This window comes from Mitsuaria sp. 7 (assembly GCF_001653795.1).
In the GTDB taxonomy this organism is placed as follows: Bacteria; Pseudomonadota; Gammaproteobacteria; order Burkholderiales; family Burkholderiaceae_C; genus Roseateles.
The window spans coordinates 2,048,023-2,061,731 of sequence record NZ_CP011514.1 but is presented as its reverse complement, the minus strand read 5'-3'; the positions used below and the strand labels follow the sequence as shown (position 1 = coordinate 2,061,731).

General features: G+C 67.2%; 17 protein-coding genes. 12 read left to right on the top strand and 5 right to left on the bottom strand.

Annotation, left to right across the window (positions count from 1 at the left end):
- Positions 1–26: 26 nt before the first annotated feature.
- Positions 27–584 carry a DUF805 domain-containing protein gene (locus ABE85_RS09110; RefSeq protein WP_067272940.1) on the top strand — a complete coding sequence of 186 codons (558 nt, stop codon included), beginning with the start codon at positions 27–29 and terminating at the stop codon, positions 582–584.
- Between the two features lie 16 nt (positions 585–600).
- Here ABE85_RS09110 and ABE85_RS09105 read toward each other — a convergent pair whose 3' ends face one another.
- Positions 601–2,073, bottom strand: a complete 1,473-nt coding sequence (locus tag ABE85_RS09105) for a hypothetical protein (RefSeq protein WP_067272937.1) — start codon at positions 2,071–2,073, stop codon at positions 601–603.
- Between the two features lie 249 nt (positions 2,074–2,322).
- On the opposite strand from ABE85_RS09105, the gene ABE85_RS09100 reads away from it, so the two are divergent.
- Positions 2,323–2,712, top strand: coding sequence for a DUF2845 domain-containing protein (locus tag ABE85_RS09100; RefSeq protein WP_067272934.1), 390 nt, complete (start codon positions 2,323–2,325; stop codon positions 2,710–2,712).
- An 8-nt stretch (positions 2,713–2,720) separates the two neighbouring features.
- Here ABE85_RS09100 and ABE85_RS09095 read toward each other — a convergent pair whose 3' ends face one another.
- The gene (locus ABE85_RS09095) at positions 2,721–3,416 is read right to left on the bottom strand and encodes a PEP-CTERM sorting domain-containing protein (protein ID WP_197507272.1); all 696 of its coding nucleotides are present in this window, start codon (positions 3,414–3,416) and stop codon (positions 2,721–2,723) included.
- Between the two features lie 310 nt (positions 3,417–3,726).
- Between ABE85_RS09095 and ABE85_RS09090 the strand changes: the two genes are divergently transcribed.
- Positions 3,727–4,128 carry a hypothetical protein gene (locus ABE85_RS09090; protein ID WP_067272928.1) on the top strand — a complete coding sequence of 134 codons (402 nt, stop codon included), beginning with the start codon at positions 3,727–3,729 and terminating at the stop codon, positions 4,126–4,128.
- An 87-nt stretch (positions 4,129–4,215) separates the two neighbouring features.
- Here the strand turns inward: ABE85_RS09090 and ABE85_RS09085 are convergent, their stop codons facing one another.
- A complete protein-coding gene (locus ABE85_RS09085) occupies positions 4,216–5,460 on the bottom strand; it encodes a hypothetical protein (protein WP_157522138.1) in 1,245 nt (414 codons plus the stop codon).
- Positions 5,461–5,823: 363 nt separating this feature from the next.
- Here ABE85_RS09085 and ABE85_RS09080 point away from each other — a divergent pair, with 363 nt between their 5' ends.
- From ABE85_RS09080 to ABE85_RS09055, 6 genes are all read left to right on the top strand, one after another.
- On the top strand, positions 5,824–6,237 hold the full coding sequence (locus ABE85_RS09080) for an Imm1 family immunity protein (RefSeq protein ID WP_082938469.1): 414 nt from the start codon (positions 5,824–5,826) through the stop codon (positions 6,235–6,237).
- Between the two features lie 71 nt (positions 6,238–6,308).
- On the top strand, positions 6,309–6,563 hold the full coding sequence (locus ABE85_RS09075) for a hypothetical protein (protein WP_067272923.1): 255 nt from the start codon (positions 6,309–6,311) through the stop codon (positions 6,561–6,563).
- Positions 6,564–6,602: 39 nt separating this feature from the next.
- Positions 6,603–6,908 (top strand): cyclic-phosphate processing receiver domain-containing protein, encoded by a 306-nt coding sequence (locus ABE85_RS09070; RefSeq protein WP_067272920.1) that lies wholly within the window; start codon positions 6,603–6,605, stop codon positions 6,906–6,908.
- A gap of 54 nt (positions 6,909–6,962) precedes the next feature.
- Positions 6,963–7,535: a flavin reductase family protein gene (locus ABE85_RS09065; protein ID WP_082938468.1), complete on the top strand. Its 573-nt coding sequence runs from the start codon at positions 6,963–6,965 to the stop codon at positions 7,533–7,535.
- 122 nt (positions 7,536–7,657) lie between these two features.
- Positions 7,658–8,089, top strand: a complete 432-nt coding sequence (locus ABE85_RS09060; RefSeq protein WP_157522135.1) for a hypothetical protein — start codon at positions 7,658–7,660, stop codon at positions 8,087–8,089.
- A 64-nt stretch (positions 8,090–8,153) separates the two neighbouring features.
- Positions 8,154–8,915: a VacJ family lipoprotein gene (locus tag ABE85_RS09055; RefSeq protein WP_067272916.1), complete on the top strand. Its 762-nt coding sequence runs from the start codon at positions 8,154–8,156 to the stop codon at positions 8,913–8,915.
- Between the two features lie 197 nt (positions 8,916–9,112).
- Here the strand turns inward: ABE85_RS09055 and ABE85_RS09050 are convergent, their stop codons facing one another.
- Complete coding sequence (locus ABE85_RS09050) at positions 9,113–9,418, bottom strand: hypothetical protein (RefSeq protein WP_067272913.1); 306 nt, start codon at positions 9,416–9,418, stop codon at positions 9,113–9,115.
- Positions 9,419–9,477: 59 nt separating this feature from the next.
- A complete protein-coding gene (locus ABE85_RS09045) occupies positions 9,478–10,665 on the bottom strand; it encodes a fumarylacetoacetate hydrolase family protein (RefSeq protein ID WP_082938467.1) in 1,188 nt (395 codons plus the stop codon).
- 220 nt (positions 10,666–10,885) lie between these two features.
- On the opposite strand from ABE85_RS09045, the gene ABE85_RS09040 reads away from it, so the two are divergent.
- The 3 genes from ABE85_RS09040 to ABE85_RS09030 are packed head-to-tail and all read left to right on the top strand — an operon-like array spanning position 10,886 to position 13,707.
- Entirely contained in the window at positions 10,886–11,653 is a 768-nt protein-coding gene (locus tag ABE85_RS09040; protein ID WP_067272906.1) for a MipA/OmpV family protein, read from the top strand.
- Positions 11,654–11,677: 24 nt separating this feature from the next.
- Entirely contained in the window at positions 11,678–12,370 is a 693-nt protein-coding gene (locus ABE85_RS09035; protein ID WP_067272903.1) for a response regulator transcription factor, read from the top strand.
- A gap of 2 nt (positions 12,371–12,372) precedes the next feature.
- Entirely contained in the window at positions 12,373–13,707 is a 1,335-nt protein-coding gene (locus tag ABE85_RS09030; RefSeq protein ID WP_067272900.1) for a HAMP domain-containing sensor histidine kinase, read from the top strand.
- Positions 13,708–13,709 lie beyond the last annotated feature (2 nt).

The following is a 13,709-nucleotide window of genomic DNA, read 5'->3' as shown; positions in this document are numbered from 1 at the left end:
ATCCATTTCATCGACGGAGGGAAACCATGACTGAACAGACCTTGAATCAATACGCGGCGCCGCGGGCGCATGTGGCCGACGTGGCCCAGTCCGAGGGGCCGGGGGAGCTCAAGCTCTTCTCGTCCCAGGGCCGCATCGGCCGGCTGCGTTACCTGGCGTATGCGACGGGCGCCTCGCTGATCCATTACGTGGTGTCGCTGGGCCTGCTGTTCGCGCTGGCGAGCAGCATGGTGGCGGTGAGCGTGGGCACCATCGCGCTCTTCGCGGTCGCGATCTGGTTCAGCGTCATCACGGGCATCAAGCGCTGTCACGACCTGGACATCAGCGGCTGGTGGACGGTCACGCTCATCATCCCGCTGATCGCGCTGGTGTGGATCTTCGTGCCCGGCAGCAAGGGCGCCAACCGCTTCGGCCCGCCGCCGCCGGCCAACAACTGGGGCGTGCGCATCCTGGGTCTGGCGCTGCCGGTGATCGCCATGATCGGCGTCGTCGCGGCGATCGCGCTGCCGGCGTACAAGGGCTACACCGACCGGGCGCGCGCGGCGCAGGCGGCGCAGCAGGTGCAGCCTGCCCAGCAGCCCTGATCGGCGGGCCGCGCGCTCACTTCTGCTTGCGCACCGCACGCACCCAGGTGCGGAAGAAGGCGCGGCGGCCCGCCATCGGCTGAGGCGATTGCTTGGCCAGCAGCTTGTCGCTCATGGTCCGCTTCAAGAGCGGCATCCCCTCGTGTTTCGTCGTCACGTTGCGCGACGGGTCTGAGGTCAGGTAGTCCTGCTCGGGCAACTGACGTCGGAGGCCGGGGATGCTCGCTTGTCCGAAGTGGTCCTCGCCGCCGATGTCGGCCAGTTCGTCGGGGTTCAGAAGTCGAGACCCGGGATCGAGCGCCACGAGCTTGACCCGATCCAGCTTCGCGTGCGGATCGTCGGTGGAGCTCAGGATCTTCTGCCAGAGATTGTCCGTGTCGGTGTTCTGCGAGCGTGAGTCCTCCAGGTAGTAGCCGATCTCCTTGCGCCAGAAGGAGAACGACGCCTTTCGCTTTTCGAAGGCATCCAGGTATGCCTTGAAGTCCACGGCGAAGTGCTGCTGCAGATAGCTGCGGACCTGAGCCGCGGTCGCCGCGCGGTGCTCCGTGGTCGGGGACTTGTGGTGGACCGCCTCGTCCACAAAGGCCACCACGCCCTTGGGCATCACCTCCGCGATCTCGACCTTGTCGGTCCGGCCCAGGCGCTCGCGGGTGACCTTCAGGTCTTTGCGGAACTCCAAGGGCATCGTTTCCTCCAGGTCCCGGTCGTGTTCCTCGGACGTGGGTGGATTGACGATGTATTCAGGGCCGGCGATCGGTTCTTCGTTCAGGAAATTGAGATTGACGAACAGCGTCTGCCCCAAGGTGTCCTTGTGGAACTGGCGTGCATTCGGATCGCGCTGACGGTAGTAGTGGACCTCGACGACGACCTTGAACTCGTCGTCGATGAGTCCGCTGGTCCTGAGGTACGCGAGTTGCCCGGCCTGCTCCATCGTTTTCAGGGTGTTTCTGACGATCATGGCGCGGAGTTCCGGGTCGTCGCCGGTGAGCCTCAGGTGGCGGTTGCTCACGGCGCCATCGTCGAGTTCCACGAGCTGCGACCGCTTGATCAGGGTCTCGACATCGGCGTCCGGTTTGTCGTGCAACACGATGCCCCCCAGGCCGTTGATGCCGAAGGTGAGCTTGCTGCTCTCCTGGTCGCTCCCCGCCTCGAGCGTGATCTTCCTTTCAAGCCGCTCGACGATCTGATCCTGCACCTCGACGTCCGGGCCGGGAAAGACCTGCGGCTTGGCCATCGCGGTCAGCAGTTCGGCGGAGTCTTCGTTGCGCTGCACCGTGGCGCCGGGCGGGGTCGCGGTCGTCGTCTGGGCGCGCCTGTACTGGCGGGTCGGCCCGAAGGTGGCGGTGATGAGCCGTCGCTGCGCCGCCGCGTGCGGCGATGCATCGTGGCTCGACGCGTTGTCGCGCGTCCGGGCAGCGGATTCGGTTCGATCGGCTGCGGGAATGGCCTCGCATTGCGCGGCGGTGGCCGGCCGGGATCGGTCTTTCATCGGGGGACTCCTGCGGATGCCGTCGGTGCATGCGTCCGGCCGCTGTTCACGCCTCTTTCAGTGGCTGAGCGTAGGCTCAGGGTCTGGCGGGGCAAATCAGCAAAAGTCGGATTTCATGCGATGGTGGTGCGCGACCTCCGTACGGGGCATGCCGGGATTCCCCGCAGTCGGTCAACGACGGGCAGGGCGCGCCCGTTGTCCATTCCAGGTTGACCTGTCCCGCGAGCGGGACCTCCGCGGGAGCATGAAATGACAAGATCCGATCGACACGGCTGGGCCCTCCGGGCCCTGGCCGCGGGCGCGCTGCTGGTCGCCGGGAGCGCGACCCAGGCCCAATCGCTGCGCTGCACCGAGGGCGGCGTGCGTGAGGGCGACTCCAAGGTCTTCCTGTTGCGCGCCTGCGGACAGCCCGCCATCGCCGATTCCTACTGCGCACGGGTGTTGACGAACGCGCCGCCGCCCGTCCCGTATTTCCAGGGCCAGACGCTGGTGCAGCCGGTCCCGCAGGTGCAATGCGTGATGACGGACGAGTGGCTCTACGAGCGCGGCGAGGGCTACCTGCCCGCCGTGATCCGGCTCCGCGAGGGGCGGATCATCTCGATCCGCTTCGGCGAGCAGGGCAAGTCGGAGCCGCGCTGACGGCGTGATCAGCCGGGCGTCCTGTCACGACGCGTCCTCCGCCAGCGCGAGAGGCCTGCCAGCAGCGCGACGCCGGCCAGCATCGACGCATAGGTGGCGGGTTCCGGCACGACGACGGACATCGCCCAGACGCCGGGGGAGGTGATCAATCCGCCGTATTCGGCATAGGCGGTTTCATAGCCGCCATCGAGCATGTCGCGACCCCGCGACGTCGACAGCGTGAGCCAGCCCATGCGTCCGGTGGGATAGAAGGTCTGGGTGCCGATCGACAGGTCCCAGCTGGTGGGCTGGTTCAGGAAGTTGAAGTCGGACATCGTGAGGCTGCCCGAGTAGCTCGGACTGGGGCAGCTGCCGCCGCCGCAGTCGATCGGGGGCGGGAAGGGATAGCTCAGCGTGGCGTGGGGACCGAAGGGGTCCGGGCTGGTCATCGAGATGCTGAAGCTGAGCACGTCCGCCAGCGTCACGGTGCTGCCCAGCGGGGCGTTCGTGGTGACGACGGCGTTGATGGACACCAGGCTGAACGTGCGCCCGCCGTTCGGATCGCCGATCGGCGCCCAGGGGTCCTCGTAGGTCCTCGTGAAGAGGTTGCCGGTGTAGGTGTACTGGTAGTACTCGGCGGCGGCCGGGGCCGACGCCAGCGTGAGCAGCGCGGCGACGCCCAGGGCGGCGGCGAGCGGGACCTTCGCCATCGGGATGAGGCGCATGGGGTTCTCCTTGAATGTCATCTCGGTCTCGGGGACCGATGCAACACTAGTCCTGCGCGGGGCTGCGACGCCGCGGCGACGCCCCTCGATTCATGGACGCCGGAACCCGGCGGAGGCGTCCGGCGTCATCCAAAAACGGGGCAGGGCGGGCATGGCGCGTGCCGGGCCCGGCGCTGGACCGCGCGGAGCGCCTTGCCCGGCCTCTTTGCGCCGCCCTGCGAGGCCGCCGTCTGACCCCGATGGGGCATGCGTGGCGCGGCGTGTGCGGCTACCCTGTGGGCCCACGAATTTCAACCGTCGCAAGCCCGCCATGACCACCGACCACTGCCACCAGCTCCGCACAAGCCTGCTCGACCTCCACCGCGCGCTGGTCGAGCTGGAGCGCGGCGATTACCAGAAGGCCCACGGCCCGCAGAGCGCGGGCGAGTTCCTCCAGGTCATGGCCTTCGGCGAGGAGATGAAGTGGCTGGAGCCGCTGAGCCGGCTGATCACGATGCTGGACGAGGCGATCGAAGGCGCCGCGGATGCGACGCAGACGCCGCTGCCGGTGGCGCAGCGCCTGCGCGGCTTGCTCAGCCTGGACCGCGATAGCGCGGATCCGTTCATGAAGCGGTATGCGGAGCGATTCGACCAATCGCCGGAGCTGGTGAATGCGCATGCGGGCACGATCGCGGCGTTGAAGGCGATGGGGACGGTGTCGCCGCAGGCGTGAGTGTCACGCCCTGGGCGACCGATCGGCTGAGCGCGCTCAGGCAGGGCTCGCGATGAGCGGATGCAAGGGTGACGCATCGCGACACCGTCAGACGATTCCCACCCCGGCGGCGTCACCCGACTCGCCGTCCCCCGCCTCGCTCTGCAAGAACGCGATCCAATGGTTGGACAGGGTGCTACGGTCTGCCGGGCCGTGGCGCACCGTCACTCCAGCCGTGCCGAAGGGCACGCCGGTGGCATCGATTCGCTGCAGGATGTCGTCAATGGCGCCCTGATACTTCGCAGCGATGCGTTGTCGGCCTGCGTCTGCGGTCAACTCGTCGGCCGCGATCTTCCGTTTCTGATCCGCGATGTCTTCGGCAAGTTGCTCTGTTTTCGTTTTGGACCCGCGCACAGCGTTGAACACTTCCACCACCAACCATTCCTGAGGCAGCTCGGCCAACCGCTTCTCCATGTCGTGCAAGGTCAGCGTCAGGATGCGCGCGCTCAGATCAGCGTGCCAGGCTTCCGAGGCCTTGAATTCATCGTCCTTGCGCTTGACGAGGTCGCGGTAGTCCTGCTCGAGTGCCCGGTAGTTGGCCAAGGCGGCATCGCTTCCCACAGAACGATCCACACCGGGAGCGGTGCTGTTGGCGCCGCCGGCCACCACGTTGCCCTTCATGCCCGCGACGACCGCCTGGTAGCCGAACAGATTGTCGGAGACCTCCGCCACCAGACTGCTCGAGAACCACGTGGAGTCACCTGCCTTGCAGGAACTGAGAACGATCTCGCCGTTGTACGGCTTGGACAGGCCCCAACGCGTCTTCAATCCGGAGGCGATCTCGGCACCCGAATATCCATTGAGGGTGCCCACGTTGCCGTGACCCGTGACGATCAGACGCTCGGGCGCCTGCAGGGCCGCGATAGATCCTCCCGTCGCGAACTCGGCGCGCACGGTGCCTGCATCGGGTCCGAGCGACGAGTCCTGCGCGAATTTGTCCACCTCCGCCTGGTCCTTCTGTCGTGCGGTGTCGTCGGCCGGGCGTCGGTGATAGACCGGGATCACGGCGCGCTGTACCGGCGGGCCGGACGGCCGCGTCGTGGTCACGAGGGCCCGCGGAGGCTCTCCTGTTTCCGCTGCGACGGGACTATGCCGCTGCGCGCCACCGACGGTGGCTGAGAGGAGCCGACGCTGCGCCTGCATGCGCGGCGAACGGTCGACGACTGCCTGCAACGTGTCGCGTCGTGACTGGCCGGGAGACAACGCCTGGACTCCCTGCGTGTCACGCAACGCGGACGGCACGCAAAGTGGCGTATCGGTGGCCCTGTCGTGGCTCTTCATGAAGGCGGTCATAGGTGCTGTTCTCCCCTTCGGCAGAGACGTCCGTCCCGCGTTCCACGCTAGTACGGGTGCTTGCCTCGCACCATCCGTCGATTGCGGAGATCGATCCTCCGAATTCCTGATGGGCGCTGGCGCAGGCGAATGGCCGGGGAACGCCGCATGCCGTGATCGGGGAGGGCTGCCTCCCATCTCCATCCGACCAAGAAGCGCGACTTTCCCGTCGAGCACATCCGCAGCCGCTATCTGGAGCCCGGCACGATCGTGCCGGTGAATGCGCATGCGGGCACGATCGCGGCGTTGAAGGCGATGGGGACGGTGTCGCCGGGCTGAGCGCTTCTCCGCGGTGATCATTCGCGGAGGCTATGCTTGCCGCCCATGACGATGACGCTCTCGTTGAATGGGCAGGACTTGGATGTTGATGCGATCGAGCAGCTCACACAGCAGCTCGATGGCGTCCCCACGCGGGAATGGCTCGAACTGTGGATCAATGTCGAGGACGGCCCATCGCTCTGCATGCTGAAGGGCGGGCGCGCGGCGTTCCTGATGTTCCTGCGATTTCCGGGCGATGACGGGTTCGTTTCCGGAGGGGATGCTGGCGCCGAAGGCACCGCCCAATTCCGTCTCGGCAACGGTCAGGTGGACGAGTACCCGCGCGCCTGGTGCATCGATGTCGACCTGTGTTGCAAGGCCGTCGCGCAGTTCTTCGTCAACGGTGGGGAACGCCCGGATCTGATCGCGTGGCGCCGCGACGACGGCGATACGTCAGTTGACGCGAGCCGTGCTGCTTGAGGAGCGGCGGTCGACATGCCCAGGACTACCCTGTGCGGGATCCAGGACAACCCCTGTGAGCCGGACAAGACATGACAACGACTGACCCCATGATGATCAATTGCGGCTCGCATGGGGACCGCATCTCCGCCGTCGTCTGCGGACACCTGCTGCCGTCAGGCTCGGCGCCGGCTGGCTTCATCGAGAACAGCAGCGATCCGCACGATTTCCAGGCCTGGTGCCACGCCTGCGAGGAGAAGTTCGAGCAGGAAGACGGCATGACCGACGCCTTCAAGGCGTTCAATCGGATGGCGATCGTGTGCGTGGCCTGCTACGAGGAAGCGTGAAACGAGAAACGACGCCGACGGACGTGAACTGACCACCCCATGCGAATCTATCTGGATGATGAACGGACCACCCCCGAAGGCTGGACGCGCGCGTACTGGCCAGACGAGGTCATCAAGCTGCTGAAGGCCGGCGGCGTCGAGGAAATCAGCCTCGATCACGACCTGGGCGATGACGAACGCGGGACCGGGTACGACGTGGTGCTGTGGGTCGAGGAGGCCGTGGCGCTTCACGGCTTCGTCCCGCCGCGGATGCGGGTGCATTCCGCCAATTCGTCGGCTCGCGAGAAGATGGAAGCGGGGATCCGGTCCATCGAGCGACTGAGCGCAGAGAAGTCGAAGCCATGAGCCGACAAGTCCGGGCGCCCCGTCTGCCGTGATCGATCTCCCCGGAGATCTTTCATGACCATGCGTAATCCCCGTCCCGTCAAGAAGCGCGACTTCCCCGTCGAGCACATCCGCCGTTATCTGGAGCCCGGCCCGATCGTCCTGGTCAGCTCGCACTGGCGCGGCCGGGACAACGTGATGACGATGGGCTGGCACCTGGTCATGGAGTTCTCGCCGTCGCTGATCGGCTGCGTGATCTCGTCGGCGAATCACAGCCACGACATGATCCGGCGCAGCCGTGAATGCGTGATCAACCTGCCGACCACCGCGCTGACCGATACCGTCGTGCGCATCGGCAATTGCAGCGGCGCGGAAGTCGACAAGTTCGAGGCGTTCGGCTTGACGAAGCAGCCCGCTGCCCAAGTCCAGGCGCCGCTGATCGGCGAGTGCCACGCGAGCTTTGAATGCCGCCTACATGACACCCGGATGATCAAGCGCTATGACCTGTTCGTCTTCGAAGTCTTGAAGGCCCACGTGGCGGCACGGCCAAAGCATCCCGAGACGCTGCACTACACCGGGGACGGCACGTTCGTCGTCGCGGGTGAGGTGATCAGCCGTCGGTCGCTGTTCCGGCCGGGCATGCTGTAAGTCGACGCGGGATCGTTCCGCATCGCGCCACTTCATGCTGACCTCACCGATGCCACGGAGACTCCGCGTCTTCCTTTGCATCGGTGAGTCCAATGAGGTTTGCGTTTCCTGTCGTGGGTGGTTTGAGTGCTCTGCTCGTCGTCCTGCTGCTCCATCGCGGCTGTCAACTCGCCGAAGCGGACTGGTACCGCAGTTGCATGCCCGCGTCGCTGGAGGCGGGCGAGGTCGTCCTGATCAACAGCGCCAGCGGGTTCCGCGAGGGATGCGGCGCGGCGATCTTCAGGCTCAGTGACGCGGTCCGGAAGCGGATCGAAGAGGAGGGCGTGGACTTCCTCGGCGAAGGATGGCGGGAGACACCCTATCTCCCTGGGGGAGGTACAGCGGACAGCTGGATGACCGGCATGAGCGAGGGCTGCGGCCATCTGCCGGAAGAGATGGATTCCCAGGTCGACGCCGCGCTGCGCGCGCCTGGTGCCTTCTACTCGCTGGGCCACGAGAAGGGCTACATCGTCATTCCCCGCCTGGGCTGGGCGATCCTGTCTTTCAACGGGTAAGTCTCCAGAAAGACCACCGCGCCGACCATGCTCCCGGCTCCATTTCCGGAGCGGGAGCATTTTCATGTCGACTTTCCCCTTGCCTGCCGGCGTTGCCCGCGTACCGGCTCTCCTCCTCGTGTCAGGCGCGCTGCTGTCGGGCTGCGCCACGCCGCAGAACCCCGATCCCATCGAGCCCGTGAACCGCGCGACCTTCGCCTTCAATGAAGGGCTCGACAAGGTCGTGCTCAAGCCGGTGGCCACCGTCTACAAGACGGTCCTGCCCACGCCCGTGCGCAGCGGCGTGACCAACTTCTTCTCCAACCTGGCCGACCCGTGGTCCGGCGCCAACCTGCTGCTGCAGGGGCGTTTCAAGGACGGCCTGTCCGACTTCGCCCGCTTCGGCACCAACACGACCGTGGGCCTGCTGGGCTTCATGGACGTCGCGACCGGTTGGGGCATGCCGCGCCACGGCGACGGCTTCAGCGACACGTTGGGCGTGTGGGGCGTCGGCGGCGGCGCCTATGTGGTGCTGCCGCTGTTCGGACCGTCCGACCTGCGCGGCACCGCGTCCATTCCCGTCAACAGCTACGGCAGCCTGACCGGGCAGTTGGAAGACGCCGGCGCGCGCAACGCGTTCACGATCGTCGGTATCGTCGACAAGCGTGCCAACCTGCTCGACGTGACGAAGATGGTGGACGACGTGGCGCTCGACAAGTACCTGTTCGTGCGGGATGCCTATCTGCAGCGGCGGACGCAGCGGGAGATGGATCGGTCGGGAGCGCCGCGCGTCGAGATCGATGCGCCGAAGTCCGATGTGACGGAGCGTGAGACGCAGAAACTCTGATACTGCACCGACCCCGGCCCTCACCCCCGCCCTCTCCCGCAAGCGGGAGAGGGAGTTCGACCGGTGTCCGTCGTTCTCTTGCTCCGCTTGGCAGGAGAGTCATATCGGCGCGCTTCTTGCTCCCTCTCCTGCTTGCGGGAGAGGGTGGGGGTGAGGGCCAGCGGCGGTGGAAGTGCTGAGGACTTTCACCGCCTCTCTCACTTGCGTACGGTCGAGAACTTCGCGATGAGTTCCGCGTGTCGTTCTCCTCGTCGCAGTTGGGCATGGCGCTCACGAGCGGCCACCGTCGCGGCGGTCTCATGACCGACTTCAGCCGCGACGCGCTCTTCGAGGGCCAGACCAGACTCCTGATAGATCGCCAGCTCGGCGAGCACTTCGGCGCGTGAGATCGGCGGCGGTTCAGTGGCCGCGTTGGCCTCCGCCGCCGGAGGGAAGGCGCCGAAAGTCGACAGCGCGAAGATCAGCGAGGCGAAGCCGCGGCTCGCGGTGGGCTTGAAGCTCATGGTGAATCCTTTGAAGGGGCGGGAGAAAAAGGGAGCGGCTGGGTGGAGGGCGTCGCGCCTCACGGCGTGATCCTGTTGTCGATCACGCCGAGGTACTCGGCGCGCATCACGACGTGATCGCCGGGCTGGAGGAAGTGGCCGTTGGCATGGCCCTCTCGCACCGTGGGCTCGACGATCAGGCCGGGCGTGGTCCAGCGCAGGCTGACCAGCCACTGGACGATGCCGATGAAGAGCTGGCGGCCGGACGGCGGACGGACGACCACGCCGTCGGTGGTCCCCGAGAGGATGAGGGTCCGCGCCGGAATGGTGTTGTCGGCGGCGATCGGCAGCTTCACGGTGTTGCGGCCCATCGGGAAGTCCAGCTTCGCGCGGGCGATGCTCTCGTCCACGATGCGGTCGATGTCCCAGGTCAGGTCCTTCGGACGGGCGATCTGGCGCAGCCGGTCGTTGACGTGCAGTCGCAGGTCCAGCGTCTTGTAGAAGGTCCGGATGTCGCGGGGGATGACGAACAGCGCGCCGACCGGCAGCGCGGGCACGATGGACTTGGCGGCGGAGAAGGGCAGTCCGGTGTTGACGTCGCTCGTGCCGATGTCGCGCAGCAGCCGGTCCCGGTCGGTGTAGTCGGACGCCAGGACGAGGCCGAAGGACGGCGCCTTCTCGCCGGCCTTCAGGGGCGCCAGCGCCACGATGCCGAGCTCCACCTCGTAGTCGAGCAGGAAGGACCGCGTGGGCACGTCCATGTTCCAGCGCTGCGCGGGCAGCAGTTTCGGAAACGCGAAGGGCCGCGACATGCGCGTCTCCTTCGCGTGATCCGGATAGGTGCCGCCCATGCCGATCTGCGCGCCGGTCGAAGCGAAAGGCACGGCGAGTTCCTCCGCCCGGACGCTGACGACGGCGCCCGTGGCGGCCGCGATGGCGTCGTAGCTGGATTGCTGCCACATCGTGATCGGATCGGCTTCCCCGGACGTCTGCAGCGCGGTGATGTCGACGCCCGAGACCACGCCGTTGTCGTAGCGGTCCACGCGCATCAGTCGCAGCTCGCGGTTCACGTGGAAGCGGGCGAAGGTGAGCGCCTCGCTCCTCGGCGCGATGTGGACGCCGTCCGTCCTGGGCGGCGTCGAGCTCTGCGCCGCATACGGCGAGACCGGGGCCGGCTCGGTCATGTTGACGGCGACGGCGTAGGCGAGGGCGGTGCCGACGACGACTGCCACGGCAGTCCGGACGGCAACGGTCTTGAGGAGTGGCATGGAGCGCTCCGGCGTTGAGAAGCGGCCATTCGATCAAGCAGCGCGTGAAGTGACCGTGAGGCGCATCGATCACGACGCTCACTCCCGGTGAACAGTCCCGGTGATCACTCCCGGTCGGCGCCCACCGTGCTCACTCACGGTTGCTTCACGACGCGGATGCCCCAATCCCGCCGCAGACCGCGAGCCGTCGGTCGCGTCATCAACCAATCGGAGTCCCTCGATGCCTACCTCCCAACACATCGTCCGCTCAGTCGCGCTCACGCTCGGACTGCTGACCCTGACCGGCGCGCAGGCGCAAGGCGAGCGCCCCGGCGGGCGCGGTTCCCAATGGGGACTCGGCAGCATCGTCATGTTCGACAAGAAGCCCTATCGGGACTTCGACGACAAGGCGGAGGTCCTGCCTTTCCTGCTCTATGAGAGCCGCTGGTTCCGCGTCGTGGGCCCCACGGCCGACCTGAAGGTGGTGTCCGACGGGGACTTCACCGTCGGGCTGCGCGCACGGTATGCCGGCGACGGCTACGAGGCCGACGACTCGCCGTTCCTCGCCGGCATGGCGGAACGCAAGGGCGGCTTCTGGCTGGGCGGCAGCGCCAGCTGGACGACGAGCGTCGCGACGCTCACGGCGGAGGTGCTGGGCGCCGCGGGCCAGAGCAAGGGCACGCGCATGAGCCTGGGCATCGAGCGACGCTTCGCGGCCGGGGACTTCGACTTCACGCCGCGCCTGGGCGTGCATGCCTTCGACAAGAAGTACGTCGACTACTACTACGGCGTCCGCGCCGCGGAGGCCACCGCCGCGCGGTCGGCCTACACCGGCAAGTCCACGACCAACATCGAGGCGGGGCTGCGCATCGGCTACTCGCTGGCGGCCAGCCACAAGCTGTCGCTCGACCTGAGCACCACGGGGCTGGGATCGAAGATCAAGGACAGCCCGCTCGTCGACAAGTCCAGCCAGAGCGGCGTGCGCTTCGCCTACCTGTACCTGTTCTGACCGGATCCGCCGCGAGAATCAGGCATGGATTCCGAACGTGTACTGCTGGTCGAGGACAGCCGCGACCTGGCCGCCTCCATCCTCGAGACGCTGGAGGAAGCCGGCTTCGAGCCGGACTACGCCAGCGACGGGGCCCAGGCTCTCGCCCTGGTGGAGACCACGTCGCCGCCTTTCGACGCGATCGTCCTGGACATCGGGCTTCCGCGCGTGAGTGGTCTCGACGTCTGTTCCCGGCTGCGGGCGGACGGCTTCCGCGCGCCCATCCTGATCCTGACCGCGCAAGGCTCGCCGGAGCAGGTCGTGGACGGTCTGGAGCGGGGCGCTGACGACTACATCATCAAGCCCTTCGATTCCAGAGTCCTGGTGGCCCGGGTCCGGGCCGCGATACGGCGCTTCCTCACCATCCCGAACGGCGCTGGCATCGTGCATGGCGCGGGGCTCTCGCTCGACATCAACCAGTGCCGGCTGTCGCTGCCGTCCGGCGGCAGCTGCACGCTCACGCCGCTGCAGACGCGCCTGCTCCAGACGCTCATGCGCCATGCGCCGCGGGTCGTGTCGAGGGAGGAACTCGAGAGCGCCTTGTGGGGCGACGAGGAACGGCCGGGCAGCGACGCGCTCAGGGCCCACCTGTACCAGCTGCGCAAGCTGATCCAGAACGCCGGCGGGCCGGCGGTCATCCAGACCCGCGGCAAGCAGGGCTTCTGCCTGGAGGCCTGACCGTGGCATCGAACGCGACGAACCCGACGAACCCGACGAACCCGACGAACCCGACGAACCCGACGAACCCGATGAAAGCGCTGAACTCGCTCATCCGTCCCAGGACGCTGCTGGCCAAGATGTGGCGGTCCGTGCTGCTGATCCTGCTGACCACCTTCGTCGTGCACGCCTTCCTCGTCGCCGCGTCATTGCAACTGGGCGCGGAGGCGCAGACCAAACGCCGCCTGGCCCGCATCGGCGAGTACTGGAGCCTGCAGGAGCCGTTGCAGGAACCCCTGGGGCTGGATCCGGTCACGGTGGTGTACCCGCACTACGGCAGGCTGCCGGCCAACATCCGGAAGATGCTGGCGCCCGACGCGCGCGGTATCTTCGAGCTCGGCAACCGGGCGGAGGACTACTTCGTCCTCACGCAGTCACGCCCTGACGGCGGCGTGTTCTACGTGGTCGAGTTCCACTACGAGGTCAAGCCCAACGAGTCCATCGAGAACGAGGTCTTCGTCTGGTACCTCATCGGCCTCACGCCGCTGTGCCTGCTGCTGCTCTGGGTCTGCAAGCGCATCACGGCCCGCGTGACGTCCCCGATGCAGGAGGTCGGGCGGCTGGTCGTTTCGCGCGACCCGGGAAGTCTGGAGCCGGTCCCGTTGCCGCCCGGCTCGTCGCTGGAGCTGGAAGCGCTGGTGGGACAGATCAACGGCGCGCTCGAACGGACGGCTGAGGTGCTCGACCGGGAACGCAGCTTCACGCAGTTCGCCAGCCATGAGCTGCGCACGCCCGCCGCGATCATCCAGGCGGCCCTGGAGCGCATCGAGGCCAACGCCTGCGCGGAGCAGACCCGGCCCATCGCGCGGGCACGCCGCGGCTTGCTCGACATGCAGGCGCTCATCGACACCTTCCTGCAGCTGTCGTCCGACCCGTCCGAGGCGTCCGAACCGTCGGACGTGCGACCGGAGGTCGTCACGTGCATCGACGAGGAGTGGGTGACGGCCCTGTTCGAGCACGTCACCAGCGGCTCGACGGAGCGCGAGCTCCGGGTCGACCTGCGGGACGTGCTGCTGCTGCAGGCCTCGCCGACGATGGCGCATGTCCTGGTCGCCAATCTCCTGAAGAACGCGCTGTTCCACGGCGGCCCCGGGCCCATCGCGGTACGCATCCACGGCGATGCGATCGAGGTCCGCAACTCGCTGCCCGCGCACCCCTCCGCGCGCGGCTACGGCATCGGCACGCAGATCGTGCGCCGGATCTGCGAACGGCTCGGCTGGCGGTTCACCCTGACCATCGGTGAAGACGCGGCCGTCGCCCGCGCACAGGCCGAGCCTTCGTCGACGTCGGGGCGCTGAAG

Excerpts from the sequence above, each read along its gene's own strand:
- ABE85_RS09110 (WP_067272940.1), top strand. The coding sequence starts at position 27 with ATGACTGAACAGACCTTGAATCAATACGCGGCGCCGCGGGCGCATGTG.
- ABE85_RS09105 (WP_067272937.1), bottom strand. The coding sequence starts at position 2,073 with ATGAAAGACCGATCCCGGCCGGCCACCGCCGCGCAATGCGAGGCCATT.
- ABE85_RS09100 (WP_067272934.1), top strand. The coding sequence starts at position 2,323 with ATGACAAGATCCGATCGACACGGCTGGGCCCTCCGGGCCCTGGCCGCG.
- ABE85_RS09095 (WP_197507272.1), bottom strand. The coding sequence starts at position 3,416 with ATGCGCCTCATCCCGATGGCGAAGGTCCCGCTCGCCGCCGCCCTGGGC.
- ABE85_RS09090 (WP_067272928.1), top strand. The coding sequence starts at position 3,727 with ATGACCACCGACCACTGCCACCAGCTCCGCACAAGCCTGCTCGACCTC.
- ABE85_RS09085 (WP_157522138.1), bottom strand. The coding sequence starts at position 5,460 with ATGACCGCCTTCATGAAGAGCCACGACAGGGCCACCGATACGCCACTT.
- ABE85_RS09080 (WP_082938469.1), top strand. The coding sequence starts at position 5,824 with ATGACGATGACGCTCTCGTTGAATGGGCAGGACTTGGATGTTGATGCG.
- ABE85_RS09075 (WP_067272923.1), top strand. The coding sequence starts at position 6,309 with ATGACAACGACTGACCCCATGATGATCAATTGCGGCTCGCATGGGGAC.
- ABE85_RS09070 (WP_067272920.1), top strand. The coding sequence starts at position 6,603 with ATGCGAATCTATCTGGATGATGAACGGACCACCCCCGAAGGCTGGACG.
- ABE85_RS09065 (WP_082938468.1), top strand. The coding sequence starts at position 6,963 with ATGACCATGCGTAATCCCCGTCCCGTCAAGAAGCGCGACTTCCCCGTC.
- ABE85_RS09055 (WP_067272916.1), top strand. The coding sequence starts at position 8,154 with ATGTCGACTTTCCCCTTGCCTGCCGGCGTTGCCCGCGTACCGGCTCTC.
- ABE85_RS09050 (WP_067272913.1), bottom strand. The coding sequence starts at position 9,418 with ATGAGCTTCAAGCCCACCGCGAGCCGCGGCTTCGCCTCGCTGATCTTC.
- ABE85_RS09045 (WP_082938467.1), bottom strand. The coding sequence starts at position 10,665 with ATGCCACTCCTCAAGACCGTTGCCGTCCGGACTGCCGTGGCAGTCGTC.
- ABE85_RS09040 (WP_067272906.1), top strand. The coding sequence starts at position 10,886 with ATGCCTACCTCCCAACACATCGTCCGCTCAGTCGCGCTCACGCTCGGA.
- ABE85_RS09035 (WP_067272903.1), top strand. The coding sequence starts at position 11,678 with ATGGATTCCGAACGTGTACTGCTGGTCGAGGACAGCCGCGACCTGGCC.